The organism is Dietzia sp. 111N12-1 (assembly GCF_001658045.1).
Taxonomy (GTDB): Bacteria; Actinomycetota; Actinomycetes; order Mycobacteriales; family Mycobacteriaceae; genus Dietzia; species Dietzia kunjamensis.
Genome location: NZ_LSSV01000030.1, coordinates 1 through 23,371, shown reverse-complemented (window position 1 = coordinate 23,371; position 23,371 = coordinate 1). Strand labels below are relative to the sequence as shown.

Below are 23,371 nucleotides of genomic sequence, written 5' to 3'. Positions count from 1 at the left end.
GGCGGGCGCGGGGTGCCGGGAGGGATCAGTTGCCGCCGGCGGCCTGGCCGTAGTCGACGGCGGAGAACTCGCGGAGCTTCTCCATCTTGTGGCGCCCCTCGACGTGGCGGACGGTGCCCGACTTGGACCGCATCACCAGCGAGCGGGTGACGGCGCCGTTGGCGCGGTAGCTCACACCGCGGACCATGTCGCCGTTGGTGATGCCGGTGGCGGCGAAGAAGCAGTTGTCGCCCTTGACCAGGTCATCCGTGCCGAGGATCGCGTCGACGTCGAGTCCGGCGTCGACCGCCTTCTGGCGCTCCGCCTCGTCCTGCGGCCACAGCTGGCCCTGGATCTCGCCGCCCATGCACTTCAGCGCGCACGCGGTGATGATCCCCTCCGGGGTACCGCCGATGCCCATGAGCATGTCCACCGAGCTGTCGTCGGAGGCCGCGGCCACACCGCCGGCGACGTCGCCGTCCATGATGAGCCGGACCTTGGCGCCCGCGGCACGGATCTCGGCGATGAGCTCGGCGTGGCGCGGCCGGTCGAGCACGCACACCGTCATGTCCCCGACGTCGATGTTCTTGGCCTCCGCGACCGAGCGGATGTTCCACTCAGTGGACTTGGCGAGGTCGATCCTGCCCACGGCGTCCGGGCCCACGGCGATCTTGCGCATGTAGAACACGGCCGACGGATCGAACATCGAACCGCGCTCGGCGACGGCGATCACCGCGATCGAATTGGGCCGACCCTCCGCCATGAGGCGGGTGCCGTCGATCGGGTCCACGGCCACGTCGACGGCCGGCCCCTCGCCGGTGCCGACCTTCTCACCGTTGTAGAGCATGGGCGCCTCGTCCTTCTCGCCCTCGCCGATCACCACGACGCCGTCCATGTCGACGGTCGAGATGAGCTCGCGCATCGCGTCCACCGCGGCACCGTCGCCACCGTTCTTGTCGCCACGACCGACCCACCGCCCGGCGGCCAGGGCGGCGGCCTCGGTCACACGGACCAGCTCCATTGCGAGGTTTCGATCGGGACGCTTGGTGGGTGACATAGGTGGTCTGGCTCCTCGTGAACGCTGGCTGGGGTTGAAGGTGGCACGGGCGCGACGGTGGCGCGCACGGCCGCGGTGGGATGTCGGCGCCCATTGTTCCACCTCGGCCACCCCGCCGGGGGCCACGCGCCGGACTCGCCCCGGGTGGGTGGGATACTCGCAGGCGTGGCCGAGGCGAAACCGAGAATCCTGCAGGGCAACCGCGACATGTTCTGGTCGGTGGTGGTGCTCATGGTGATCTGCGGCGTCTTCGCCGGAGTGGCCGGACTGTGCACCTTCAGCCCGTCCGGCCCGCAGCAGGGCCAGATCCCCGACTTCGACGCGCGGGCGTCGCTGGAGCAGGACGCCCGGAGCCTGGACTTCCCGATCCGCTCGCCGGAGGTCCCGGAGGGGTGGACCGCCAACTCGGGCCGTGTCCAGGGCTTCGCCGGGACCACCTCCAGCCACGTCGGCTGGGTGACGGGCGAGCGCAGCTACATCGAACTCGTCCAGTCCGACGCCCCCGAGGACGCGTTCCGGTCGCTCGGCGGCGGGCCGCGGCCCAGCCGGACCATGGTGCCCGTCTCCGGGCGCGAGTGGGCCGTCCTCACCGGGGACGACGTCCGACCGGTGTGGGTGCTCGACCTCGACGACGTCCGCGTGGCCGTCACCGGCTCCGCGCCGACGTCCGACTTCGAGTCACTCGCCGCCGCCGTACAGGACGTCGAGCCGCTGCCCGCGCCGTAGACGCCCGGCGTGCCGTGCCCGCGGTGATCGCACCGGGGCGGCGGTAGGCGTTCGCGCCCGGCCGGGCGACGGGATCACCCCCGGCCGGAGTCGCCCTCGTCGTCGTCACCCAGGACGGCGTCGATGCGCGCACGCGCGCCGTCGAGGTGTTCGGTGCACCGCTCGGCGAGTTCCTCGCCCCGCTCCCACAACGCCAGTGAGGCGTCCAGATCCTGACCGCCGGCCTCGAGGATGCGGACCACCTCGATCAACTCGTCGCGGGCCTGCTCGTATCCCAGCTCGGAGACGGGGGTCTGCTCGTCGGACATCAGGACTGCTCCTCGGTCGGTTCGGTGGAAGGGGTGGGGCGGCCGGCGGCGGGTGTCGACCCGAGTGCCGCCGCGGAGATGGAGCCGTCGGAGACGCGGATCCGCAGCTGCGATCCGGGGGGGGCGTCGGCGATCGACGAGACCACCCGGCCGTCGTGACTCCCGGCGACGGACTGCACCACGGCATAGCCACGGGCCAGGGTGGCGGCGGGCCCGAGCGTGGTGAGACGCGCCGACAGGTGGCCCAGCGACGTGGACTCCGAGTCGATGATCCGGGTGATGTCGCGTCGGGCCGCGCGCAGTGCCTCGGCGACGATCTCCGCCCGCGACTCGACGATCCCGTACGGGTTCGCCATGCACGGCCGCGACCGCACGGCCGCCAGCTGGTTGCGCTCCCGGTCCACCCAACCGCGCAGCGCCCGGGCGGTACGGGACCGGGCCTCGGCGATACGACGACGCTCCTCGATCACGTCGGGCACGACCCGCTTGGCCGCATCGGTCGGGGTGGCCGCCCGCAGGTCGGCGACGAGATCCGACAACTGCGAGTCGGGCTCGTGGCCGATCGCGGAGACCACCGGGGTGCGGCACCGCGAGATCGCGCGGATGAGAGCCTCGTCGGAGAAGGGGAGCAGGTCCTCGACCGACCCGCCGCCGCGGGCGAGGATGATGACGTCGACGACGGGGTCGGCGTCGAGCTCGGCCAGCGCGTCCAGGATCTGGGGCACAGCCGACACCCCCTGCACCGGGGTGTTGCGCACGGCGAAACGCACGTCCGGCCAGCGGCCGCGGGCCACCTCCACGACGTCGCGTTCGGCGGCGCTCGCCCGACCGGTGATCAGGCCGACGCACGTGGGCAGGAACGGCAGGGGCCGCTTGAGTCGGGGATCGAACAGCCCCTCCGCCGACAGCGCCTGCTTGAGCCGCTCGATGCGGGCGAGGAGCTCGCCCACGCCCACCGGGCGGATCTCCGAAACCTGCAGGGAGAACGACCCGCGGCCCGTGTAGAAGCGGGGCGTCCCCCGCACGACCACCCGGCTGCCCTCGGTGACCGGCACCGGCGACTCCGAGATGAGCCTGGGCGGACACGTGAGCGTCAGCGAGTTGTCGACGGAGGGGTCACGCAGGGTGAGGAACGCGGTGCGGGTGCCGGGGCGCAGGCTCAGCTGGGTGATCTGACCCTCGACCCACACCGCCCCGAGCCGGTGGATCCACGCCGCTATCTGGTCCGAGACCACCCGGACCGGCCACGGCTGCTCGGCGCTGCTCGGCGTGCGCGGGGACGAGGCCGTCACGCGTCGCGGGGGGCGACGCGGCCGGTCGGCACGTCGGGGTCGTCGTCCCGGTCGCGGGCGGCTCTCGAGGACGACCCGTAGACCCGGTAGGACACGTCCAAGACCTCGTCGGGGTCGGCCTCGTCCTCGTCGAACGTCGCCCACTCCGGCTGGTCGGACCGCGCCGGGAACACCGAGGCGAGCACCTTGTCGCCCTTGACGGCCAGGTCCGTGAGGGTCTGACCGGCGTGGAGATAGGACTGGACCAGGCCGCCGGCGACCCGCACGGGGATCGCGGGCAGCGTGGTGACCGCCTCGACCGCACGGCCGGGCAGGGCCACGACACGCTCCGCCGCGGTGGCAGCGAGACCGATCGAGGCACGGGTCAGGAACAGGGGTCGGAGCATGCGGACCTCTCTGCCGGGGGGCGTGAAGGGAGGCGTAATGGTCGAAATCCAGTATGAACCGTACCCTGGGGACATGACCGAGCAGACCGACATGATCGCCGAACCGGCTACCAAGCGGGTACTTCTCGCGGAACCGCGCGGCTACTGTGCCGGCGTCGACCGAGCCGTCGAGACGGTCGAGAAAGCCCTGGCCAAGCACGGGGCGCCGCTGTACGTCCGTAAGGAGATCGTCCACAACAAGCACGTGGTCGAGTCGTTCACCGACCAGGGCGTGATCTTCGTCGACGAGACCGACGAGGTCCCGCACGGGGCGAACCTGGTGTTCTCCGCGCACGGCGTCTCGCCCGCCGTCCGGGAGAGCGCTCTCCAGCTCGAACTCAAGACGTTCGACGCCACCTGCCCCCTGGTGACCAAGGTCCACACCGAGGTCAAGCGCTTCGCGCGCGAGGGTTACCTCATCCTGCTGGTGGGCCACGAGGGCCACGAGGAGGTCGAGGGGACCGCCGGTGAGGCGCCCGACGTGGTGACGCTGGTCGACGGCCCCGAGTCCGTGGACGCGCTGGACATCCCCGTGGACACCGAGAAGCTGATCTGGCTCTCGCAGACCACGCTCAGCGTGGACGAGACCATGGAGACGGTGCGCCGCCTCAAGCAGAAGTACCCCACGCTCATCGACCCGCCGTCCGACGACATCTGCTACGCCACGCAGAACCGTCAGGTCGCGGTCAAGACCATGGCCCCGCAGTGCGACCTGTTGATCGTGGTGGGGTCACAGAACTCGTCCAACTCCGTGCGACTGGTGGAGGTCGCGCTGCAGGCGGGAGCCCGCGACGCGCACCTGGTGGACTACGCCAAGGAGATCGACACGTCCTGGTTCGAGGGCGTCACCACCGTCGGCGTGACCTCGGGCGCGTCCGTGCCGGAGATCCTCGTCCGCGGAGTGGTGGACCTGCTCGCCGACCACGGCTTCGGTGACGTCTCCACCGTCCGGACGGCGCAGGAGACCATCACGTTCTCGCTGCCCCGCGAACTGCGGGTTCCCAAGAAGGTCTGATACGCGCCCCCGCCCGACGGTAGGTGGCGGGGAGGACGCGGTAGCCGTCAGCGCCCCGTCGCACCCCGCCTCAACGGCGGGCGTGTGCCGGGGCGCTGCGCTGGATGGGCGGCGCCGCGGGGCGGGCGACCCGCGGCCGCGGCTCCAGCACCAGAGCACGGATCAGGGCGATCGCCACCACCACGACGGTCGTGGTGATCATCAGAGGGAAGCGGGTCGCCAGCGGCAGGATGATCGACACGAGCTGGGACCGCGAGAAGACGTCCGCGCCCGAACCGACCCCGGAGACGACGTAGACCAGCGGGACCAGCAGGGCCATGATGATCGGTGGCTGCACCCCCGCGACGAACACCGAGCGCCGCGCGACCGCGAGCACGGACACCACGCAGCCGAGGAAGAACGCGACCGTGAAGCCCGCGCCGAGGTCCCCGGAAACCGAGTCGATGGCCACGCCGGTCAGCGAGATCGCCACCGCCAGGAGGACCGCGGTCCAGGCAGGCAGCCCCCGCGTCGAGGACAGCACGGACCGCTCGTCCGCGGGTACCCGTCCACTCCTGCGTCTAGTCACGGGAGAAGACTCTAACCTCCCAGTCGGCGGGCGAGGAAACGGCCGAACCGCCGTAGCGGGTTGGGCTTCTCCGCCTCCTGCTCCTGCGGGGACGGGCGGTAGCCGTCGACCGCCTTCGGATCGACGGGGCCCGCCGCCGGCGGGGGTTCATCCGACAACCCCGGGGCGGCGGTGGTGGAGCCGCCGCCCACCTCGTCGTCGTCGGCCTCCACGGTGACCCCTGCGCCCGCACTGGTGGGGACCGGGCGCCGGGGCCCGGCGATGTCGGGGCGCTCGTCGATCATCCCGGCCATGATCGCGGTACTGCTCTTGCGCAGAGGTGCGAAGCGCGAGCTCGACAGCTCGGCGAGCCACGCGGTCAGACGTCCCTCGTCTGTCGCCGACGCCAGATCCGACGCGGTCACATCACCGGTACGCAGGTCGATCTGCTCGTTGATGTAGCGCAGCGCGACCGCCAGTACCGCGAGGAGCGGGACGGCCAGGAACGCGCCGATGATGCCGAACAGCGTGCTACCCGCGGCCACGCCGAGCAGGATGACCCCCGGGTGCAGGTTCATCGCCCGCGACTGGACGATCGGCTGGAGAACATTGCCCTCGAGCTGCTGCACGAGAATGATCACGACCAGGACGATGATCGCGGTCGTGAAGCCGTTGGCGACCAGGGCGATGAGGACTGCGAGCGCACCCGCGGTGAAGGCGCCGACGATGGGGATGAACCCGGCGATGAACGTGATGACGGCCAACGCCCACGCCAGCGGTACGCCCAGGATCACCAGAGCCAGACCGATGAGCACCGCGTCGACGAACGACACGATCGCCTGGGCGCGGATGTAGCCGCCGAGGGTGTTCCAGGCGCGGGTCAGGACCTCGGTCAGGTGACGGCCGGCGGTGCGCCCGGAGATGCGGCGGACGAACGGGAGGAACCTCGGCCCGTCCTTGATGAAGAAGAACGTCAGGACCAGAACCAGCACGAGGGTGATCACGAAGGACCCCACCGCGCTGACACCGCTGAACACACCCGAGGCGATCTGGTCACCGCGGTCCTGCAGGGTGGAGCTGAGCTGCTCGAGGACCCCGTCGAGCTGCTCGTCCCGGATGTTCAGCGGCGGTCCGCGCAACCAGTCCTGGACCTGGGTGATCGCCTCCGAGGTCTGGTCGGCGAGCTGCACGCTCTGCTCGACGATCGACGGGGCGATGAGGGCGACCACGCCCGAGACGAGGCCGAGTGACGCGATGATGGACAACAGCGAGGCCAGCGTCTTGGGGACCCTGTGCCGCACCATCCACCCCGTCGGCGGCCACAGCACCGTGGAGACGATGAGCGCCAACAGGATCGGGAGGATGCCGACCCACAGGGCGCCACCGATCCTCGATACCAACCAGCCCGCGACGAGAAGGATGGCCAGTCGCAGGGCCCAGTCGGTGACCCAGCGCCCGCCCAGTCCGATGAGGACGGAACGGTCGACGTGCTGCTCCTGGTCCTCGACGGGGGGACGCGGTTTCGGCTCGTCGGTCATGGGTCACATGATGTCAGAGGTCACGGTGGTGTGCTCCCTGACGAGGCGCCCGACGGCCGCGGGGGAGGAGCCGGGGTGCTGTCCGTAGACTGTGCCCTCGTGAGCCTCACCCTCGGAATCGTCGGACTGCCCAACGTCGGTAAGTCGACCCTGTTCAACGCCCTGACGAACAACGACGTCCTCGCGGCGAACTACCCGTTCGCCACCATCGAGCCCAACGTCGGCGTGGTCGATCTGCCGGACCCACGCCTGAACCGACTCGCGGAGATCTTCGGCTCCGAGCGGATCCTGCCCGCCGTCGTGTCGTTCGTCGACATCGCGGGCATCGTCAAGGGCGCCAGCACCGGTGAAGGGATGGGCAACAAGTTCCTCGCCAACATCCGTGAGGCCGACGCGATCTGCCAGGTCGTGCGCGTCTTCGACGACCCGGACGTCATCCACGTCGACGGCAAGGTCGATCCGATGGCCGACATCGAGGTGATCGCCACCGAGCTGATCCTGGCCGACCTGGAGACCATCGAGAAGGCGATCCCGCGGCTCGAGAAGGACTCGCGCAAGGACAAGTCCCTCGTGGCGTTGTTGGACGAGGTCCGCAAGGCGCAGGCCGTGCTCGAGGACGGGCGCACACTGTTCAAGGCCCAGGACGAGATCGACCGCGGCCTCCTGCGCGACCTGCACCTCATGACCGCCAAGCCCTTCCTCTACGTCTTCAACGCCGACGAGTCGGTGCTCACGAGCGACGAGCGCAAGGCTGAGCTGAGCGCCGCCGTGGCGCCGGCCGACGCCGTGTTCCTCGACGCCAAGGTGGAGGCCGAGCTGCAGGAACTCGACGAGGAGGACGCCATGGAGCTGCTCGAGTCGATCGGCCAGACCGAACCGGGCCTCAACGCACTGGCCCGCGCGGGCTTCCACACCCTCGGGCTGCAGACCTACCTCACCGCCGGCCCCAAGGAGTCGCGCGCCTGGACGATCCGCAAGGGCGACACCGCCCCCAAGGCCGCCGGCGTCATCCACACCGACTTCGAGAATGGCTTCATCAAGGCCGAGATCGTCTCCTTTGACGACCTCGACGCCGCCGGCTCGATGGCCGCCGCCAAGGCCGCCGGCAAGGTGCGCATGGAGGGCAAGGACTATGTCATGGCCGACGGCGACGTGGTGGAGTTCCGGTTCAACGTGTGATACCGGCACTAACGCGCTGGTCAGACTACGAAACAGGCCCTCCGGTACGCAGGTAGTACGCAGGAGATTCCAGCACCGACTCCATGAGCGACTTCGACGCCGCCCGCGTACGGTCCTCGGCGTCCGGCCACAAGTGGCTGTAGGTGTTCAGCGTGACCGTGGCGGAGCGGTGCCCCAACGCCCGCTGGACGGTCACCACGTCACACCCGGAGGCGATCAGGCCCGAGGCGTAGAAGTGCCGGAGGTCGTGCAGCCGATACTCCAGCCCCGCCTTCTCCCTGGCCTTCCGCCAGTAGTAAGTCACCGTGTTCTGGTGCCACGGATTACCGCGCTCACCCGGCCACAGCCACGCTTCCGGCTCACCGTCTGCGAGCACCTTCGTGGTGTGTACGGCGAGCATGTCGGTCAGCGCCCGCGGGACCGCCACGTCGCGCTCCGATCCGTATTTCGGCAGACGCAGCTCCACCTCTCCACCGTTCGCCCGCTGGACCTGACGCCGCACATGGATCACGCCGCGGAGGAAGTCCACGTCCCCGGTCTGTAGCGCGGCCGCTTCACCCAGCCGGAGACCCGCAAACGCGCATAGGGCGACGAACGGAGAGAACACCTCCTCCGACTTCTCGAGTAGCGTGCTCACCTCTACCTCGGTGGGGATAGTCATCGCCATGTCGGCGCGACGCCGGCGGGGGAGAGGCACGCCCACAGTCGGGTCGGCACCCAGGTACCGGTCTCGGTGCGCAGCCTTCAACACCGTGCGCACGTTGTTGAAACGGGTGCGAATCGTCCCCGGCGCGAGGCCCCGGTCCTGCATCGACTTGACCCACGTCTGGATATGGGACGGCCGGAGGTCTGGGAACGGTACGTCCCCGAACGTCACCCCGCCGGCCGCGAGATCCATAGCCTTCACGGTGCTGGACTCCCACACCTGCCGGGTGGCCCAGTCGGCGTAGTACGCGCTGAACGTCATGCGCCCGCGGTCCGGGGGCACATAGCTCCCGACAACGAGAGTTGCGGTCACTTCATCGAGCCATGCTTCCGCGTCACGCTTCCGCGGGAACCGCTTGGTGTGTTCCTGCCCGCTGTCGTCCACGTAGCGGGCACGCCACCGCTTGCCCTGACCGTGGAGCCGGGTCGGTTCGCCGGTGCGCTTAGAGGTCCACAGATCCTCGACCCCAGACCGCCTACTCCTCCGCATCGTGCGGACCCTCGATCTCCGCTTCCACTCGCTTTCGCATCCGTCTGCGTTCAGCTCGCATCCGGGCGGCGGCCCGAGAGCCTGGCCACAGTTCGTCCAGCTTCTTGTCGACTAGCGTGAAGTACTCGAGTTCTCGGACCTCCTCGTAGAGTTTCTCTGCTTGTCCGACGAGGAACTCGTTGTCCCGGTCGAACAGCCCGTCGTACTCCTTGAGAAGGGCGAGGAGTTCATCGTCCGGGGCTCGTTCTCCCCCTAGCTCCAAGAACTCCTTTCGCGCTTCCCGGATATTCGCAATGCACCACATGTGCTTTGTGATCGCTTGAATGGCGTCGTTCTGCCAGTTCACCGTTCGCCGGATGAAGGCGGCCATGATCTCGGAGTCGGGTGCAACCTCCCCAGAGGGAGCGGCAAGCATCGACTCCAGCGGCCGACCGAAGATGTCGGCGAATGCCACAGCCTCCCCGAGACGCACAGGCCTCTCGCCCTTCTCAACCCTCGAGATTGTCGTCTGGTGGAAGGCGTCAAAACCACGCTCCTTCATTTTCCTGGCGAGTTCCGTCTGTGACCAGCCATTACGTTCTCGGAGACGTTCAACGCGTCTCCCAAAAACCTTGTCAGTGTCGGGCATCTCATGCGGATCAGGGCTGGGCATGCAAGAAGGATGCCACATGATGTTGCGCCCTGCCACTTGTTGTGGTGTATGCTGATTCGTGGAAGCCCCAACAAGGTGTTGGGGAAGGAGGAGGTAACCCCGTGGCACCCAAGTTGCTTACGAAGAAGGAGGTCGCACCGATGCTCCGCAAGTCGGAAGCCGGCCTCAACTGGATGATCCAATCCGGCACCGCGCCCAAGTCGGCACTCATCGGAGGTCGCCGCTACTGGCGCGAGCAGGACGTCCTGGACTGGATTGACCGCCAGTTCGAGGAGGCCAGCTAATGCCCACGGACACAAAGAACGCCCCCGGTGGCGGAGCTGCAACTCCGTCGCCCACCGAAGGCGTCCGACCGACCACCCATGCACAGGAGATCGTGATGACCAACCATACCCCGAGCCGCCCCTGGCTCGACAGCGCAACCGCCAAGCACCTCACCGACACCGACCTCGACGACCTCGACGCCAAGTTCGCTCGCTGGCCCGAGGACCACGCCGCCAGCCTGGGAATCGACCTCGTCGAGTACATGCGCGATTGCGCTCGAGACCAGGCCCGCGTCCGCCGAGTCATGGGACCCGCCGAGGTGCCTCTGCCCGAGTTCGCCACCGTCCACAAGCACACCGACTGGGAACTGACACCGGACGGCACCGATTGCGTCCGCTACCTGGACGCCATCTACGCCGACCACAAGGGCATGACCGCCTCGCTCGAGGTCGACCAGCACGCCGTCTCCACCCGGATGGACATGCGTGTCCGCATCGGTGAGGGGCTGGCCGAGAGCCCCGCCGAGCTGAGCCGGTGGGCGCTCGACCTCCTCGCCCTCGCGGGGCAGTGGGCCGAGATCCAGGAGGGGCAGGCATGAGCGAGCACGCGCGCCGCCGGACCGACCCGGGCACGGCCTCGTGATGCGGCACACCGGCGATCCCGCCGCCGACCGGGACCGCTCGACCAGCCGCACTCACTGAGACCCGCACACGACCAGGCCCGAGGGGGGGACAACGTTGGCCGGCCACGGATACAAGTTCCACTGGATGAAGGCGTTCTACGCAGAGATGGCCCAGTCTCCCGCGTTCACGACCGGCATCGGGATCTTCAACTACTCGGACGCCCTCGGCGAGCACGCCTTCCCCGGCCGGACCGCACTCGCCGAAGCGCAGGGCACAACCCCGCGGACCATCACGCGGCACATCGACCAGTTGATCAAGTCCGGGTGGATCGAACGCACCCGGGAAGGCCGCTCCGGGGGACGTCGAGGGCTCGCCTCGGAGTATCGGCTCAGCTACCCCTCGGCGACCCAGCAGACGCCCCCGGAAGCGCCACTCCCGGCCGAAGAACAGGGGACATCAGTGTCCCCACTTCCGAGCCCGGAACAGAGGACATTCGCGGAAGAACAGAGGACATCCGTGACAGAACAGAGGACATTCAGAGACAGGAACAGAGGACACCTAGATGTCCACCCAACAGATCCTGATCAGATCAAAGGATCAAATCAAAGCTCACCAACGCGCGCAGGCGCGCGCGAGGGAGCACCGGCCACGCAACTCGTCGCGGTCGACGAGCGGCTCGCGGACCCCAAGGTCCTCAAGGAGCTATTCAAGGTCTCCGACGCCATCCCGGACCTCAGCGCCGAGGAAGAGCAGATCGCCACACGGCTCGTCGGCGACGGCTTCCTGTCCCCGTTCATCATCCGACGCCTAGAGAGGCGCAGAGCATCATGACCACCCCGCACCCCGAGATCCGCCTCGTCGAGTCCCGGCCCCTCAAGCACGGACTGACCGCCCTGCTCATCCGCCGATGCCCCGACCACCCGGTCGACCGCGTGACCAACAGCGGCGAATGCGACGCCTGCCTGGTCGGTGTCGAGGCATACGGGAGGGAGACGGCGTGAGGCTCATGCGCAGCAACCCCACACCGAGAGTGTCGACCAGCGCCGACCGCCGCCGGCCCGTCGTCCTCGCCGACGGCCACGTCGTCCAGGACGGCACCAAGTACCTCCTCGCCACCGAAAGGGTCCCAGCATGAGCATCAGCGACATCTTCCAAGCCCTCGGCCCCCACCCCATCGCGGGAGGGTGCCCCGACTGCGACTCCGAGACCAGGTTCGTCACCCACGCCCCCGGCGTCTACGTCATGGAGATCCACCACGACGACACCTGCCCCGACTACATCGCCCGCCGAGCCCGAGGAGCCGCCTCGTGATCCGCCGAGAAACGGTCGTCCACCCCGAGGTTTCCCGCCGACACAGGTGGGTGATCCTCACCATCGGCGGCACCACCTATCTCATTCCCCCGGACGAGGCCGTCGCCCTCGCCGATCAACTTCATGACCACGCCGAGCAGGAGACCCCCAATGAGTGACGACCAAGAACACCTGACCATCACCGCCGCCGACCATCGTCGCGCCGCCGCTCTCGTCGCGCACCACGGACGAGGAGACACCGACGGCATCAGCGCAATCCTCGGTGAAGTCAACGACTGCCACCGGCCCACCGAACTCGTGCTCGCCGTCCTTGCCCTTTACCAGGAGATGGTCCCCGCGGTCCATGCCCTTTACCAGGAGATGGTCCCCGCGGTCCATGCCCTTTACCAGGAGATGGTCCCCGCGGTCCATGCCCTTTACCAGGAGATGGTCCCCGCGGTCCATGCCCTTTACCAGGAGATGGTCCCCGCGGTCCATGCCCTTTACCAGGAGATGGTCCCCGCGGTCCATGCCCTTTACCAGGAGATGGTCCCCGCGGTCCATGCCCTTTACCAGGAGATGGTCCCCGCGGTCCATGCCCTTTACCAGGAGATGGTCCCCGCGGTCCATGCCCTTTACCAGGAGATGGTCCCCGCGGTCCATGCCCTTTACCAGGAGATGGTCCCCGCGGTCCATGCCCTTTACCAGGAGATGGTCCCCGCGGTCCATGCCCTTTACCAGGAGATGGTCCCCGCGGTCCATGCCCTTTACCAGGAGATGGTCCCCGCGGTCCATGCCCTTTACCAGGAGATGGTCCCCGCGGTCCACACCCCGCTCGGTCTCCAGTTCCTCTCCAGCTACCTGCACAAGGTGGCCGGACTCGAGGACCCGGCATGACCCTCCGCCCCTGCCTCGACTGCGGCACACCGGTCGACACGCCGCGGTGCTCCGAGTGCGCGCCACCCGTCGAACGGGAACGCCACAACCGCAAGACAAGCCCGAGAGCGAGAGGCTACGACTCCCAGTGGGACCGGCTCTCCAAGCGAGCCCGCAAGCTCCAACCATTCTGCGCAGACTGCGGAACCCCGCACGACCTCCAACTCGACCACTCCGAAGAGGCATGGCGACGGAAAGCCGCAGGCTTGCCTGTAACGCTCGCAACCGTCGAAGTGGTATGTGGGTACCACAACCGCGAGAGAGGCCGTCAGCGACCCAACCAGACCCCAGGGGGGACACCCCCAGCGGATAGCGACCCGGACCCACGCCGGGAGGCTAAGTTTGCCTCACATACCCCGAGGGGTACCTCCGAGGGGGTGGGATGAGTGGCTATCAAGGCCGGGCCAAAATCGAAGATCGAGGCGGCGCCGCTGTCGTTCAAGGGGTGGCCGACTGACCGTGCTCGTCGTCGGGAGCGGTTCGTCAAGACGTACGTGAATGTGCCGAAGGGGGTCGGTGCGCTGAAGCCGCTGCGGTTGCGGCCGTGGCAGACGGAGATCGTGCGTGGCGCGTACGCCGATGGGGTGCGTACCGCGGTGGTCAGCCTGCCGAGAGCGAACGGTAAGAGTGCCTTGGCCGCTGCGCTCGCGGTCGCGGAGCTGTGGGTGGGTCCGCCGTCCGCCGAGATCCTCGTCGTGGCCTCGGATGAGCGGCAGGCCAAGATCGTCCTCAACCTGGCGCGTCGCATGATCGAGTTGTCGCCGGAGCTCGCGGAGCGTGCGCACGTGTATCGGGATCGGATCGAGGTCCCGGAGAACGACTCGAGCATCCGGGCGTTGCCGGCGGACCCGGCCGCGCTGCATGGGTGGGACCCGTCCCTCCTCGTCGTGGATGAGTTACATGTGGTCACTCCGGAGGTCTGGGAGGCGGTCACCTCGGTCGTTGGTAAGCGGCCGGAGAGTCTCGTCCTGGCGATCTCGACTCCCTCGACGACGCCCGACTGCATCATGTGGTCGCTTGTGGAGCATGGCCGGAAGGGTGACGACCCGTCGTTCTTCCTCCGTGAGTTCATGGCCCCGGAGGGGTGCGCGACGGACGACCGGAAGGCGTGGGCAGCCGCGAACCCGGCCCTCGGTGACTTCCTCTCCGAGGACGGTCTGGCGTCGGCTCAGCGGACGTTACGGGAGCCGGTGTTCCGTCAGCTCAGGTTGGGCCAGTGGGTGTCGGGGTCGGAGTCGTGGCTCCCGTTCGGTGTGTTCGACCAGCGTGCCGACGAGGACCGCCGGGTCGGTAAGCGTGACCGGGTGGTCCTGGCGTTCGACGGCAGCGCGTCGGGTGACTCGACGGCGCTGATCGGCTGCACGGTCGACGACCCGCACTTGTTCGTCGTGGGGCTCTGGGAAAATCCCGGAGATCCGCGGTGGCGGGTGCCGCGCTCCGACGTGGACGCGGCGGTGGACGTGGCGTTCCAGGACTTCGACGTCCTCGAGCTCGCCGCCGATCCGTGGGGATGGAGATCCGAGATCGAGGGGTGGGCCGACCGGCACGGGGAGAAGAAAGTCCTGGAATGGAACACGGCGCACGCTGGCCGTATGGCCCCGGCAACCGACCGCATGTTCCAGGCAATCGCTACCGGAGAGGTGACGCATGACGGGGATGCCCGCATGGCCTCGCACTTCGCGCATTGCGTAGCGAAACGCACCCCGCAGGGGGATCTCGTCTCCAAAGACAAGCGGGGTAGCCCGCGGAAGATCGACGCCGCCGTGGCGGCAATCGTGGCGCTCGACCGAGCGGCATGGCACGCAACCCAGAAGCAACGAAAGAAAGTGGTGAGTTTCAGATGAGACCAGCAGTGAAAGACATGCTCCAGAAGATCGACAACAGGGCACCGGCCCTGTCCCTCCTCGAGCGCTACTACGCCGGCCGTCAGCCGCTGGCGTACCTGACCCCGGAGGCGCGGGAGGCTATCGGCACGAAGTTCGACCGGCTCGCCGTCAACGTCCCTCGGCTCCTGGTGTCCGCGATCTCCGAACGCCTGACGGTGTCCGGGTTTGACGTCGCCGGCCAGCGTTCCGACAAGCTGTGGCAGCTCTGGACCGGATCGGACCTGGACCAGCTCGCCGCCCAGGCGCACCGGGAGGCGCTCGTCCTCGGATCGGCCTACGCGCTGGTGTGGGCGGACCGTCGTGGCCGGCCCCGCGTCACCATCGAGTCCCCGCACTCCATGAGCGTGGCCCGCGACCCGGCAACCGGTGAAGTCGTCGGCGCGGTGAAACGATGGATCGAACCGACCCCGGACGGACGGACCGAGCAGACGCACGTCGTGGTGTACCGGCACGACGAGATCGTCCACTTCGTCGGGGAGCCGCTGAACCCGGAGGCCCTGTCCGCGGTCCGTTCGGTCCCCAACGACCTCGGTGTCGTCCCGGTGGTGCCGCTGGTCAACGCTGACCGGCCCGGAGTCGTGGACGGCACGTCCGAGTTCGCTGACGTGATCGGCCCGGTGGACGCGCTGAACAAGATCCTCGCGGACATGATGGTCACGAGCGAGTCCTACGCCCGCCCCCGCCGGTGGGCCACCGGCCTCGAGGTCGCGGAGGACGACGAGGGGAACCCGATCAACCCGATCCCGGAGTCGGACAAGACGATGATCTCGGAGGCCCCGGAGACGAAGTTCGGGCAGCTCTCAGGCGCCGGCCTGGACAGCTATCGGACCGCGGTGGACGTGATCGTCCAGTCGATCTCAGCGGTGACCGGGCTCCCCGGCCACTACCTCGGAGTGATGACGGCGAACCCGGCCAGCGCGGAGCAGACCAGGGCAGCCGAGGCCGCGCTCACCGCGAAGGCAGAGGCCCGCCAGCAGGCGTTCGGCAGGTCCTGGGAGCAGGTGGGCCGACTCCTCCTCGCTGTGGCGGATGGGCATGACCCGGAGGTGTACGACGTCCGAGTGCGGTGGGCAGACCCGTCCGCCCGCTCGGTAGCAGCGGAGGCCGACGCGACCGTCAAGCTCCACAACGACGGCGTGATCGACGACGACGAGGCCCGCGAGCGGGCGGGTGTGGCATGAGCGACGAGAGGGAAACCATGACCGAGAACGACACCGATCTAGAGCAGATGGGGTCCCCATCTGCTCTAGAAGAGCTGCAGCCTGCAGCTCTTCTAGACGAGAAGGCCAATCTGGAGCAGTTGCAGACCGCAACTGCTCCAGAAGAGAAGGCCGATCTGGAAGAGTTGCGCTCCGCACCTCTAGCAGACGAGAAGAACGTGACCGAGCTAGATGGCGTTAACAGCGCCATCCAGAACGAGCCAGATGACGACGGAGTGTCACCAAGTGGTGACACCGAGGAGACCGAGCCGGAGACCTTTCCCGCCAAGGTCGTCAAGGATCTCCGCAAGGAGAACGCCCGCTACCGGGAACGCGCCCAGAAGGCCGACCAGCTCGCCCAACGGCTCCACACCGCACTCGTCGGGCAGACCGGGAAGCTCGCCGACCCCACGGACCTCGAGTTCGACGAGGCCCACCTCGAGGACCCGGACGCCCTCGCCGCCGCGGTCGACGACCTCCTCACCCGCAAGCCCCACCTCCGGGCCCGCCGGGTGGCTGGCGACGTCGGGCAGGGCAACCGCGGCAAGACCGGAGGGGGACCGGATCTCCTCGAGGCCATGAGAGGCACGCTGTAGACGTCACGTGACGACAATGTCGGGGACGTCGGGTACAATCTCACTATGTGGGACCCGGCGTCCCCCTCGTCTGTCACCCCGGCGGTGAACGTGCCTTATCCGTTCACGCAACCGAAAGGGTGACCCCAATGGTCAACACCACCACCTCCGCCTCGTCCACCATCCAGGACCAGGTCTCCACGATGCTCGTGCAGCCCCTCGAGGCCGCGTCCGTCGTCCTCTCCAGCGGCGCCACGATCTTCAACTCCTCCGAGCCGCTGCGCATCCCGCGCCTGACCGGCTCCACCGCCGTCGCATGGGTCGGAGAGGGTGAGCAGATCCCCGACGACTACACCGCCGACTTCGACGAACTGTCGCTCATGCCGACGAACCGCAAGTCCATCAAGGCGATCGTCCGCGTGACCAATGAGCTGATCCGTCAGGCGAAGATGGGTGTCTCCGGTGTTCTCCAGCAGCGTCTCGTCCACGACGTCAAGACCAAGCTCGACGACGCGCTCCTCAACGGCGACGGCACGGACAACACCGTGACCGGTGTCCTCAACCAGGCCGGCACCCAGGACGCGGTCCTGGACCTCGCGGACCCGGACAGCCTCCTCGACGCCCTGGCGCTCGCCACCGCCGCCGAGGTCCAGCCGAACCGGTGGATCTTCAACGGTGGCGACTTCTACACCCTGCGCAAGGTCAAGGACGGCGACGGCCGGTACATCCTCGAGTCGGACATCACCTCCGACACGCAGTACCGCCTCTTCGGTGTCCCCGTGACGGTGTCGAACCGGATGCCCGCCGGCAAGGGACTGCTCATGGACACCAAGCAGCTCGCCGTCGTCCGCGACATCGACCCGCAGGTCAAGATCCTCGACCAGAAGTACGCCGACACCGACGAGACCGGCATCCGCGTCGTCACCCGCTACGACCTCGGCCTCATCCACCCCGAGGGGGTCGTCGTCCTCACCGCGGCCACCCCGTGATGACCACCGGCACCGACGTCCTCGCGTTCCTGGGCCACGACGACACCGACGAGGTACTCGTGGCCCAGGCCGACGCCGCCGTACGCACCGTGACGTCAATGGTCGCCGCGTACACCCGCGGCCGGCACATCGACCCCAACGGCGACGAGTACATCGGCGAAGGCGTCGACCTGACGGTCGTCCACACGCACCGGGAGGGGATCGACGACGTCATCCTCACCGCCGCGGCACGACTGGTCACCAACCCGACCGGCATCCCGTACGACACCGGCGGGGTGTCCATCCGCGGCGCGTTCCAAGGCTTCACCCTCGTGGAGCTCGCGGTGTTGAACCGGTACAGGGTGCGTGCCCTGTGATCGTGTTCCAGGACCGGGCCGTCCTCGAGCGGCGGGAGATCGTCGACCGCGACCGGTACGGTTCCCCGATCTACGCCGACGTGGAGATCCCCGTCCGGTGCACCATGTCGCCGCTCGGCTCCACCGAGACTGTGGCGCACCGTGACATGGTGTCGACCCGGTACCGGATGCTGACCGGGCCACGGACGGAGATCAAGCCCGCCGACCGTGTCGTGTGGCGCGGAGTCGACTACGACGTCGACGGTGACGTGGAGCGGCACACCGTGGCCGGCCGGGACCATCACTTCGAGGTGATCTTGAAGCGCACGACCGGATAACAGACCACCGTCGTCGACCCTTCCACGGCGGCGGTTGCACCGGTACCCGTCACCGGTGCGGAGACACCCCCCAGCACTACGCCGGGGGGTGCTCTCGTGTCCCCGGTACGCAGAGAGTACGCAGGAGATCCACCCGGGGATTGCGCGGACCAACACCGGCCACTACGTGACCGCAGGTCAAGCCCTATCTTTCAGCAACCGCCATCAAGCGACCGTCTCGGCAAAGTCCCAGTAGATAGTTCCGGTTCAACGTGTGAGTCGGCCGGTCACCGAGCATGCATGCCGACGTTGACCACATTGCCTGATGCGTCGCGGTAGAAGAACCGGACGACGCCCCACTTCTCTGATCTGAGCCGGTGCACGATCTGGAGACCTGCCGCCACGGTGCGGTCGTACGCGGTCTGAACGTCGTCCACGAAGATTGAGACGTCTGGGTTCTCCGGGGCTTGTGTCATCGGCGGTGATCAGACTCAGACCGTCAGATCGGGAACGATGCGTTCGATGTTCATGACAGCACCATCGCCCTCCGCGATTCGCCGCACAAGAGAACGGTGTGTGCCGGGGCTCGGTGGGATGCGGGTTTACCATGCGGAAACCGGGACATCGCACACCTCGGTCCGGATCCGATCACGCGGAACCGCCGCGCCTCAGGAGGGCTTCCATGACCCGCTACCGCTACTTCGCAGCCTCGACCCTCGATGGGTTCCTGGCCGACGATGAGCACTCCCTGGCCTGGCTTTTCAAGCACGATATCGACGAGAACGGGCCGGGCAGCACCGCGGCGTTCCTCGTCGATGTGGGAGCCCAGGTCATGGGCTCGTCCACGTATATGTGGGTGCTCGAGCACGACCGTGAGTGGCTGCCGGAGATCCCCACCTTCGTGTTCACCCACCGCAGTCTGGAGGCGGCGAACGAACATGTCTCCTTCGTCGCCGGGGACCCTGTGGATCATCGCGGAGCTCTTGAATCCGCGGCCGGCGGCCGCGATGTGTGGGTGATGGGGGGTGGTGGCATCGCGGCAGAATTCGCGGGGGCCGGGATGCTCGACGAGGTGGTGGTCTCGATCGCGCCCGTGACCCTCGGTTCAGGAAAGCCGCTGTTCGGCGGTGCCTTCGATCTCCAACTCACGGGGTGCGAGCGGAACCGTGACTTCGTGGTGGTCCGGTACGACGTCCAGGGGCCACTGACAAGCCCTTGAAATTGCGCGCGGTTCAGCCCAGCTGACGTGATGAACGCGCGAGCTGTGCCACGGGGTCGCCCGGGATCCGGATGACTGAACCCTGGCTACCTCACTGCCTCGGTGAGGGACGCGGCAGAAATCTCCTCGCGAACGATGCGAGCGCCCGCGCTGAGCGCGCTCAACTTCGCGAGCGCGATGTCCCGTGGGAAGGGCGCCATCCCGCAGTTCGTACTCGGCAGGAGTTTGTCCGCGTCGACGAACCCGAGTGCCCGCCGGAGAGTGGCGGCGACCTCGTGCGGGGTCTCGACGCGCTCGTCTGCCACGTCGATCGCCCCGAGCATGACCTTCTTGCCCCGGACTAGCTCGACGAGGTCAATCGGGACACGAGAGTTGTGGCACTCCAGCGAGATGATGTCGATGCTGGACTGCTGCAGTAGTGGAAACGACTCCTCGTACTGTCGCCATTCCGACCCGAGGGAGGCCTTCCAGTCGGTGTTGGCCTTGATCCCGTAGCCGTAGCAGATGTGTACCGCGGTCTCCGCGCGGAGTCCCTCGGCTGCTCGTTCCAGTGCCGCCACGCCCCAGTCCTTCATCTCGTCGAAGTAGACGTTGAACGCGGGCTCGTCGAACTGGATGATGTCGACCCCCGCGGCCTCGAGATCTCGGGCCTCCTGGTTGAGGATCGTCGCGAACTCCCACGCCAACTTCTCACGGCTCTTGTAGTGGCCGTCGTAGAGCGTGTCGATCATCGTCATGGGGCCGGGGAGCGCCCACTTGATCGGCTGATCGGTCTGCTGCCGGAGGAACCTCGCGTCGTCGACGAACACGGGCTTTGAGCGGCTCACGTCGCCGATTACTGTGGGCACGCTCGCGTCGTAGCGGTTGCGGATCCGGACGGTCTCGCGCCGATCGAAGTCGACGCCGTCGAGATGCTCGATGAAGGTCGTGACGAAGTGCTGACGGGTCTGCTCGCCGTCGCTGACGATGTCGATGCCGCGGTTGCTCTGTTCGTGGGCTGCGATACGCAGCGCGTCCTGTTTGCCCTCGCTCAGCTCGTCGCCCTGCAACCGCCAGGGCGACCAGAGGACTTCAGGCTGGGCGAGCCACGAGGGCTTGGGCAGGCTGCCGACGGTGGACGTGGGCAGGATCCGGTTCATGGTCGACTTTCCTCCGGTGGTCATCCGACGAGAACGGCGTGGCGGGCGGCCCACTGCTCGAGGAGTTCTCGGTGCGGCTTGATGAAGTGTTCTTCCGTGTACGCGCCCTGCTTCTTCGCGAGCTGACTGCGCTCGTCACGGTCGTAGACAATCGGGGTGCGCGAGTAGTCCTGTTGATCCAAGGACGGCCGGTAGACGTCAGTTGCGGCCGAGTGCGCGTTGTAGATCTCCGGCCGATAGATCTTCTGGAACGTCTCCATGACGCTGATCGTGCCGATGAGCTGCAGGTCCGAGTAGTCGTTGAGCAGTTCGCCGCGGAAATAGAACGCGAGCGGGGCGACCCCGCCGGGTGGCATGAAGTACCTGACCTGGAGCCCCATCTTGTGAAAGTACTCGTCGGTCAACGAGTAGTCGTCCTGCTGGTACTCGGCGCCGAGGACCGGGTGCTGGTAGCCGGTCCGGTGGTAGGTCCTGCTCGTCGACACGCTGATGCAGATCACGGGATCCACCTCGAATCGTTCCCCGTACGCCGCGGAGTCGAGAAAGTGCTGAAACAGCTTTCCGTGCAGGACACCGAAGTCGCTGGGCACGGTGAACTCGGAGCTTCCTTCATTGACCGACGGCAGCCGAACGCTGAAGTCGTAGTCGCGGACGTAGGACGAGAAATTGTTGCCCACGATGCCCGGCAGGCGGTGCCCGGTCTGGTGATCGACGATCTGGATATCCAGTACCTCGATCAGGGGGAACCCGTGATCGGCATCGTCCGTATAGAACTGCAGGTCCGCGGAGACGATCTCGAGTTCGACCGAATAGCGGTCCCCGGTCGGGTTATCCCGGCGTGCGAGGTCGTTGAATCGGTGGTTGATCATCGACAGGGTTCGGCGGAGATTCTGCTGCCGATGCTCGCCGCGAGCCAGGTTCGCGAAGTTCGTGGTGGTCCGAGAGCTCTCCGACGGAGAGTAGTTCTCGTCGAAGCGGGTGGTGGTGATGCTGAACGTGAGTTCGTTCGACATGTACGTCCAATTCAGGGCTTGGTCGGCCGGGCTCGGCGCTGCGGAAATTCTGTATCCCCATCCTGCAGTCCCAGTTCAGGTATCGGGTAACTAACGTTTGCTATGGATCTCTATAGGCTGTAGCTATGCGCCGGGAATCCAGAGGTATCACACTCCAGCAGCTGCACTACTTCATCGAGGTCGCCGCGGAGGGCTCGATCACCGGCGCTGCGGAGTTGCTCTACGTCGCCCAGCCGACCATGTCCGCCGCGATGAAGGACCTCGAATCCAGGGTGGGGCGCACCCTGCTTGCCCGGTCCGCCCGGGGAGTGACGCTGACCGACGAGGGCGCGGAATTCCTCGGCTACGCCCGACAGGTCGTCGAACAGATGTCGCTGCTGGAGCAGCGCTACCTCGGCCAGCCACCCTCACGGCGGTTGCTCGGGGTATCCGCACAGCACTACTCGTTCGTCGTGGAGGCGTTCATCCGGATGGTCAGGTCCGGCGACGCGGAGCAGTACGAGTTCTCGCTCCGGGAGACCCGCACGTGGGACATCATCGAGGACGTCCGGACACTCCGCAGTGAGGTGGGAGTCCTCTACCGGAATGACTTCAACCGCAAGGTCATCGACAAGCTGTTGCGGGACTCCGGGCTGGTGTTCCACCCGCTGTTCACGGCGACCCCGCACGTGTTCATCTCCCGGCAGAACCCCCTGGCCACCAGGGACCACGTCACGCTCGAGGATCTCGCAGACCTTCCGCGGCTGACGTTCGACCAGGGCGCGAACAACTCGTTCTACTTCGCCGAGGAGATCCTCTCCACACTCTCCAGTGCCCGGGAGATCCGGGTGTCCGACCGTGCGACCATCTTCAACCTCATGATCGGGCTGGACGGCTACACGATCTCGACCGGCATCATCAGTGACGACCTGGATCCCGAGATCGTCGCCATCCCCCTCGAAGTGGACCAGAGCATCGAGATCGGATGGATCAGCCACTCCGGAATCCCGCTCACCGAACAGGCGCAGCGCTACCTGGCCGAGATGCGGGCCGTCGTGGCCGACTACGGAATCGACCTGCTCGACGCCCGTGAACGCCCGGGCGGGCCTAGTCGGAGTCGGGACGTCGGCGGTTTTCCTTGATGGCATCGCGCCGGCTCTTGGCTTCCAGTCGGCGGCGCTGCGAACCCCGGGTCGGGCGCGTCGGTCGACGGGGACCCGCCGGGGCAACGGCCTCACGAAGAAGCCCGGCGAGACGGACGCGGGCCGCGGCCCGGTTCCGCCGCTGGGAACGCTCCTCGGAGGCCGCGATCGTCAGTACCGCGTCGTCGAGCTGAGAGGCGAGATTGCGCAGCACCCGGGCCCGCTGCGTCTCTTCGAGTGCAGTGGTGGTGGCGAGATCGAGGCTGAGCTGGACCCGCGAATCTGTGGTGTTGACGCCCTGGCCGCCGGGGCCGGAGGAGCGGGAGAACTGCTCGACGAGCTCGACCGCCGGGATCCGGAGGCCGTGTGGTGCCCCGGGCCCCGGCGCGATGAGCAGATCGTCCATGGTGTCATTGTCCCCGCTCGTCCTCAGGCGCCTTTCGCCGCAGAGTCAGTCGACCTCCAGCTCGTACACGCCAGAGGTGTCAGTGAACAGTGCGGTGTCACCGGGGCGGGCAACGGCAAATCGGGCTCTTCTGCTGCATCCGTGGG

At 67.5% G+C, this 23,371-nt stretch carries 31 protein-coding genes; 18 read left to right on the top strand and 13 right to left on the bottom strand.

Annotation, left to right across the window (positions count from 1 at the left end; translation table 11 throughout):
* Nucleotides 1–25: 25 nt before the first annotated feature.
* Nucleotides 26–1,036 (bottom strand): class II fructose-bisphosphatase, encoded by a 1,011-nt coding sequence (gene glpX, locus AYO52_RS07920; RefSeq protein WP_067715604.1) that lies wholly within the window; start codon nt 1,034–1,036, stop codon nt 26–28.
* A gap of 165 nt (nt 1,037–1,201) precedes the next feature.
* On the opposite strand from glpX, the gene AYO52_RS07915 reads away from it, so the two are divergent.
* Nucleotides 1,202–1,762 carry a DUF4245 domain-containing protein gene (locus AYO52_RS07915; RefSeq protein ID WP_067715601.1) on the top strand — a complete coding sequence of 187 codons (561 nt, stop codon included), beginning with the start codon at nt 1,202–1,204 and terminating at the stop codon, nt 1,760–1,762.
* Between the two features lie 74 nt (nt 1,763–1,836).
* Here AYO52_RS07915 and AYO52_RS07910 read toward each other — a convergent pair whose 3' ends face one another.
* Genes AYO52_RS07910 through AYO52_RS07900 form a run of 3 tightly spaced genes read right to left on the bottom strand, consistent with a single transcriptional unit; the run spans nt 1,837 to nt 3,748 of the window.
* Entirely contained in the window at nt 1,837–2,070 is a 234-nt protein-coding gene (locus tag AYO52_RS07910) for an exodeoxyribonuclease VII small subunit (protein ID WP_067715599.1), read from the bottom strand.
* Complete coding sequence (gene xseA / locus AYO52_RS07905; RefSeq protein ID WP_067715596.1) at nt 2,070–3,362, bottom strand: exodeoxyribonuclease VII large subunit; 1,293 nt, start codon at nt 3,360–3,362, stop codon at nt 2,070–2,072. The genes AYO52_RS07910 and xseA overlap by 1 nt, the downstream gene beginning before the upstream one ends.
* Nucleotides 3,359–3,748: a hypothetical protein gene (locus AYO52_RS07900; RefSeq protein ID WP_067715593.1), complete on the bottom strand. Its 390-nt coding sequence runs from the start codon at nt 3,746–3,748 to the stop codon at nt 3,359–3,361. Before AYO52_RS07900 ends, xseA begins: the two co-directional genes overlap by 4 nt.
* 73 nt (nt 3,749–3,821) lie before the next feature.
* On the opposite strand from AYO52_RS07900, the gene AYO52_RS07895 reads away from it, so the two are divergent.
* Nucleotides 3,822–4,802, top strand: coding sequence for a 4-hydroxy-3-methylbut-2-enyl diphosphate reductase (locus AYO52_RS07895; RefSeq protein WP_067715591.1), 981 nt, complete (start codon nt 3,822–3,824; stop codon nt 4,800–4,802).
* Nucleotides 4,803–4,872: 70 nt separating this feature from the next.
* Here the strand turns inward: AYO52_RS07895 and AYO52_RS07890 are convergent, their stop codons facing one another.
* Together AYO52_RS07890 and AYO52_RS07885 are read right to left on the bottom strand one after the other, a co-directional pair.
* The gene (locus AYO52_RS07890; RefSeq protein WP_181694249.1) at nt 4,873–5,370 is read right to left on the bottom strand and encodes a DUF6542 domain-containing protein; all 498 of its coding nucleotides are present in this window, start codon (nt 5,368–5,370) and stop codon (nt 4,873–4,875) included.
* Nucleotides 5,371–5,381: 11 nt separating this feature from the next.
* Nucleotides 5,382–6,887, bottom strand: coding sequence for an AI-2E family transporter (locus AYO52_RS07885; RefSeq protein WP_067715587.1), 1,506 nt, complete (start codon nt 6,885–6,887; stop codon nt 5,382–5,384).
* A 99-nt stretch (nt 6,888–6,986) separates the two neighbouring features.
* Between AYO52_RS07885 and ychF the strand changes: the two genes are divergently transcribed.
* Nucleotides 6,987–8,066 carry a redox-regulated ATPase YchF gene (ychF, locus tag AYO52_RS07880; protein ID WP_067715705.1) on the top strand — a complete coding sequence of 360 codons (1,080 nt, stop codon included), beginning with the start codon at nt 6,987–6,989 and terminating at the stop codon, nt 8,064–8,066.
* A 25-nt stretch (nt 8,067–8,091) separates the two neighbouring features.
* Here ychF and AYO52_RS07875 read toward each other — a convergent pair whose 3' ends face one another.
* Both AYO52_RS07875 and AYO52_RS07870 read right to left on the bottom strand, forming a co-directional pair.
* A complete protein-coding gene (locus AYO52_RS07875) occupies nt 8,092–9,261 on the bottom strand; it encodes a site-specific integrase (RefSeq protein WP_082923868.1) in 1,170 nt (389 codons plus the stop codon).
* A complete protein-coding gene (locus tag AYO52_RS07870; RefSeq protein ID WP_172812134.1) occupies nt 9,248–9,913 on the bottom strand; it encodes a helix-turn-helix domain-containing protein in 666 nt (221 codons plus the stop codon). Before AYO52_RS07870 ends, AYO52_RS07875 begins: the two co-directional genes overlap by 14 nt.
* Nucleotides 9,914–10,014: 101 nt before the next feature.
* Here AYO52_RS07870 and AYO52_RS07865 point away from each other — a divergent pair, with 101 nt between their 5' ends.
* The 7 genes from AYO52_RS07865 (at nt 10,015) to AYO52_RS18235 (ending at nt 12,269) form a co-directional block, all read left to right on the top strand.
* Nucleotides 10,015–10,197, top strand: coding sequence for an AlpA family transcriptional regulator (locus AYO52_RS07865; protein WP_067715583.1), 183 nt, complete (start codon nt 10,015–10,017; stop codon nt 10,195–10,197).
* Nucleotides 10,198–10,292: 95 nt separating this feature from the next.
* A complete protein-coding gene (locus AYO52_RS07860; protein WP_067715580.1) occupies nt 10,293–10,775 on the top strand; it encodes a hypothetical protein in 483 nt (160 codons plus the stop codon).
* A 169-nt stretch (nt 10,776–10,944) separates the two neighbouring features.
* On the top strand, nt 10,945–11,631 hold the full coding sequence (locus AYO52_RS07855) for a MarR family transcriptional regulator (protein WP_067715577.1): 687 nt from the start codon (nt 10,945–10,947) through the stop codon (nt 11,629–11,631).
* Nucleotides 11,628–11,801, top strand: coding sequence for a hypothetical protein (locus AYO52_RS18240; RefSeq protein ID WP_156523566.1), 174 nt, complete (start codon nt 11,628–11,630; stop codon nt 11,799–11,801). Before AYO52_RS07855 ends, AYO52_RS18240 begins: the two co-directional genes overlap by 4 nt.
* Nucleotides 11,802–11,806: 5 nt before the next feature.
* Nucleotides 11,807–11,935, top strand: coding sequence for a hypothetical protein (locus AYO52_RS19130; protein WP_256388220.1), 129 nt, complete (start codon nt 11,807–11,809; stop codon nt 11,933–11,935).
* Nucleotides 11,932–12,111 carry a hypothetical protein gene (locus tag AYO52_RS07850; RefSeq protein ID WP_067715574.1) on the top strand — a complete coding sequence of 60 codons (180 nt, stop codon included), beginning with the start codon at nt 11,932–11,934 and terminating at the stop codon, nt 12,109–12,111. The genes AYO52_RS19130 and AYO52_RS07850 overlap by 4 nt, the downstream gene beginning before the upstream one ends.
* A complete protein-coding gene (locus AYO52_RS18235) occupies nt 12,108–12,269 on the top strand; it encodes a hypothetical protein (RefSeq protein ID WP_156523565.1) in 162 nt (53 codons plus the stop codon). Before AYO52_RS07850 ends, AYO52_RS18235 begins: the two co-directional genes overlap by 4 nt.
* 110 nt (nt 12,270–12,379) lie before the next feature.
* On the opposite strand, the gene AYO52_RS19255 is transcribed toward AYO52_RS18235, so the two are convergent.
* Nucleotides 12,380–12,985 carry a hypothetical protein gene (locus AYO52_RS19255; protein WP_371517489.1) on the bottom strand — a complete coding sequence of 202 codons (606 nt, stop codon included), beginning with the start codon at nt 12,983–12,985 and terminating at the stop codon, nt 12,380–12,382.
* 427 nt (nt 12,986–13,412) lie between these two features.
* Between AYO52_RS19255 and AYO52_RS07840 the strand changes: the two genes are divergently transcribed.
* The 6 genes from AYO52_RS07840 (at nt 13,413) to AYO52_RS07815 (ending at nt 18,348) form a co-directional block, all read left to right on the top strand.
* Entirely contained in the window at nt 13,413–14,870 is a 1,458-nt protein-coding gene (locus AYO52_RS07840; protein WP_253701993.1) for a terminase large subunit domain-containing protein, read from the top strand.
* A 17-nt stretch (nt 14,871–14,887) separates the two neighbouring features.
* Complete coding sequence (locus AYO52_RS07835) at nt 14,888–16,093, top strand: phage portal protein (RefSeq protein WP_172812133.1); 1,206 nt, start codon at nt 14,888–14,890, stop codon at nt 16,091–16,093.
* A gap of 17 nt (nt 16,094–16,110) precedes the next feature.
* Complete coding sequence (locus AYO52_RS19250; RefSeq protein WP_371517474.1) at nt 16,111–16,707, top strand: hypothetical protein; 597 nt, start codon at nt 16,111–16,113, stop codon at nt 16,705–16,707.
* A gap of 128 nt (nt 16,708–16,835) precedes the next feature.
* Nucleotides 16,836–17,675: a phage major capsid protein gene (locus AYO52_RS07825; protein ID WP_067715561.1), complete on the top strand. Its 840-nt coding sequence runs from the start codon at nt 16,836–16,838 to the stop codon at nt 17,673–17,675.
* Complete coding sequence (locus AYO52_RS07820; protein ID WP_067715559.1) at nt 17,675–18,031, top strand: hypothetical protein; 357 nt, start codon at nt 17,675–17,677, stop codon at nt 18,029–18,031. Before AYO52_RS07825 ends, AYO52_RS07820 begins: the two co-directional genes overlap by 1 nt.
* On the top strand, nt 18,028–18,348 hold the full coding sequence (locus AYO52_RS07815) for a head-tail adaptor protein (RefSeq protein WP_067715556.1): 321 nt from the start codon (nt 18,028–18,030) through the stop codon (nt 18,346–18,348). The genes AYO52_RS07820 and AYO52_RS07815 overlap by 4 nt, the downstream gene beginning before the upstream one ends.
* Nucleotides 18,349–18,614: 266 nt before the next feature.
* On the opposite strand, the gene AYO52_RS18230 is transcribed toward AYO52_RS07815, so the two are convergent.
* Nucleotides 18,615–18,803 (bottom strand): VOC family protein, encoded by a 189-nt coding sequence (locus AYO52_RS18230; protein WP_143337675.1) that lies wholly within the window; start codon nt 18,801–18,803, stop codon nt 18,615–18,617.
* 206 nt (nt 18,804–19,009) lie between these two features.
* Between AYO52_RS18230 and AYO52_RS07810 the strand changes: the two genes are divergently transcribed.
* On the top strand, nt 19,010–19,546 hold the full coding sequence (locus tag AYO52_RS07810; protein WP_067715554.1) for a dihydrofolate reductase family protein: 537 nt from the start codon (nt 19,010–19,012) through the stop codon (nt 19,544–19,546).
* Nucleotides 19,547–19,632: 86 nt separating this feature from the next.
* Here AYO52_RS07810 and AYO52_RS07805 read toward each other — a convergent pair whose 3' ends face one another.
* Complete coding sequence (locus tag AYO52_RS07805; RefSeq protein ID WP_067715552.1) at nt 19,633–20,685, bottom strand: methionine synthase; 1,053 nt, start codon at nt 20,683–20,685, stop codon at nt 19,633–19,635.
* Nucleotides 20,686–20,705: 20 nt separating this feature from the next.
* Nucleotides 20,706–21,698 (bottom strand): putative oxygenase MesX, encoded by a 993-nt coding sequence (locus tag AYO52_RS07800; protein WP_067715548.1) that lies wholly within the window; start codon nt 21,696–21,698, stop codon nt 20,706–20,708.
* 125 nt (nt 21,699–21,823) lie between these two features.
* Between AYO52_RS07800 and AYO52_RS07795 the strand changes: the two genes are divergently transcribed.
* Nucleotides 21,824–22,819, top strand: coding sequence for a LysR family transcriptional regulator (locus AYO52_RS07795; protein WP_067715545.1), 996 nt, complete (start codon nt 21,824–21,826; stop codon nt 22,817–22,819).
* Here AYO52_RS07795 and arfB read toward each other — a convergent pair.
* A complete protein-coding gene (arfB, locus tag AYO52_RS07790) occupies nt 22,785–23,225 on the bottom strand; it encodes an alternative ribosome rescue aminoacyl-tRNA hydrolase ArfB (RefSeq protein ID WP_067715542.1) in 441 nt (146 codons plus the stop codon). The genes AYO52_RS07795 and arfB overlap by 35 nt on opposite strands.
* Nucleotides 23,226–23,371 lie beyond the last annotated feature (146 nt).

Bases quoted from the DNA above. Each gene is read 5' to 3' on its own strand.
- AYO52_RS07800 (WP_067715548.1), bottom strand. From the start codon at position 21,698: ATGTCGAACGAACTCACGTTCAGCATCACCACCACCCGCTTCGACGAG.
- AYO52_RS07900 (WP_067715593.1), bottom strand. From the start codon at position 3,748: ATGCTCCGACCCCTGTTCCTGACCCGTGCCTCGATCGGTCTCGCTGCC.
- AYO52_RS07835 (WP_172812133.1), top strand. From the start codon at position 14,888: ATGCTCCAGAAGATCGACAACAGGGCACCGGCCCTGTCCCTCCTCGAG.
- AYO52_RS07855 (WP_067715577.1), top strand. From the start codon at position 10,945: ATGAAGGCGTTCTACGCAGAGATGGCCCAGTCTCCCGCGTTCACGACC.
- AYO52_RS19255 (WP_371517489.1), bottom strand. From the start codon at position 12,985: ATGCCGGGTCCTCGAGTCCGGCCACCTTGTGCAGGTAGCTGGAGAGGA.
- AYO52_RS07825 (WP_067715561.1), top strand. From the start codon at position 16,836: ATGGTCAACACCACCACCTCCGCCTCGTCCACCATCCAGGACCAGGTC.
- AYO52_RS07875 (WP_082923868.1), bottom strand. From the start codon at position 9,261: ATGCGGAGGAGTAGGCGGTCTGGGGTCGAGGATCTGTGGACCTCTAAG.
- AYO52_RS18240 (WP_156523566.1), top strand. From the start codon at position 11,628: ATGACCACCCCGCACCCCGAGATCCGCCTCGTCGAGTCCCGGCCCCTC.
- AYO52_RS19130 (WP_256388220.1), top strand. From the start codon at position 11,807: ATGCGCAGCAACCCCACACCGAGAGTGTCGACCAGCGCCGACCGCCGC.
- AYO52_RS07885 (WP_067715587.1), bottom strand. From the start codon at position 6,887: ATGACCGACGAGCCGAAACCGCGTCCCCCCGTCGAGGACCAGGAGCAG.
- AYO52_RS07820 (WP_067715559.1), top strand. From the start codon at position 17,675: ATGACCACCGGCACCGACGTCCTCGCGTTCCTGGGCCACGACGACACC.
- AYO52_RS07870 (WP_172812134.1), bottom strand. From the start codon at position 9,913: ATGCCCAGCCCTGATCCGCATGAGATGCCCGACACTGACAAGGTTTTT.
- AYO52_RS07810 (WP_067715554.1), top strand. From the start codon at position 19,010: ATGACCCGCTACCGCTACTTCGCAGCCTCGACCCTCGATGGGTTCCTG.
- glpX (WP_067715604.1), bottom strand. From the start codon at position 1,036: ATGTCACCCACCAAGCGTCCCGATCGAAACCTCGCAATGGAGCTGGTC.
- AYO52_RS07850 (WP_067715574.1), top strand. From the start codon at position 11,932: ATGAGCATCAGCGACATCTTCCAAGCCCTCGGCCCCCACCCCATCGCG.
- AYO52_RS07910 (WP_067715599.1), bottom strand. From the start codon at position 2,070: ATGTCCGACGAGCAGACCCCCGTCTCCGAGCTGGGATACGAGCAGGCC.
- AYO52_RS19250 (WP_371517474.1), top strand. From the start codon at position 16,111: ATGACCGAGAACGACACCGATCTAGAGCAGATGGGGTCCCCATCTGCT.
- AYO52_RS07795 (WP_067715545.1), top strand. From the start codon at position 21,824: ATGCGCCGGGAATCCAGAGGTATCACACTCCAGCAGCTGCACTACTTC.
- arfB (WP_067715542.1), bottom strand. From the start codon at position 23,225: ATGGACGATCTGCTCATCGCGCCGGGGCCCGGGGCACCACACGGCCTC.
- AYO52_RS07805 (WP_067715552.1), bottom strand. From the start codon at position 20,685: ATGAACCGGATCCTGCCCACGTCCACCGTCGGCAGCCTGCCCAAGCCC.
- AYO52_RS18230 (WP_143337675.1), bottom strand. From the start codon at position 18,803: ATGACACAAGCCCCGGAGAACCCAGACGTCTCAATCTTCGTGGACGAC.
- AYO52_RS07895 (WP_067715591.1), top strand. From the start codon at position 3,822: ATGACCGAGCAGACCGACATGATCGCCGAACCGGCTACCAAGCGGGTA.
- AYO52_RS07860 (WP_067715580.1), top strand. From the start codon at position 10,293: ATGACCAACCATACCCCGAGCCGCCCCTGGCTCGACAGCGCAACCGCC.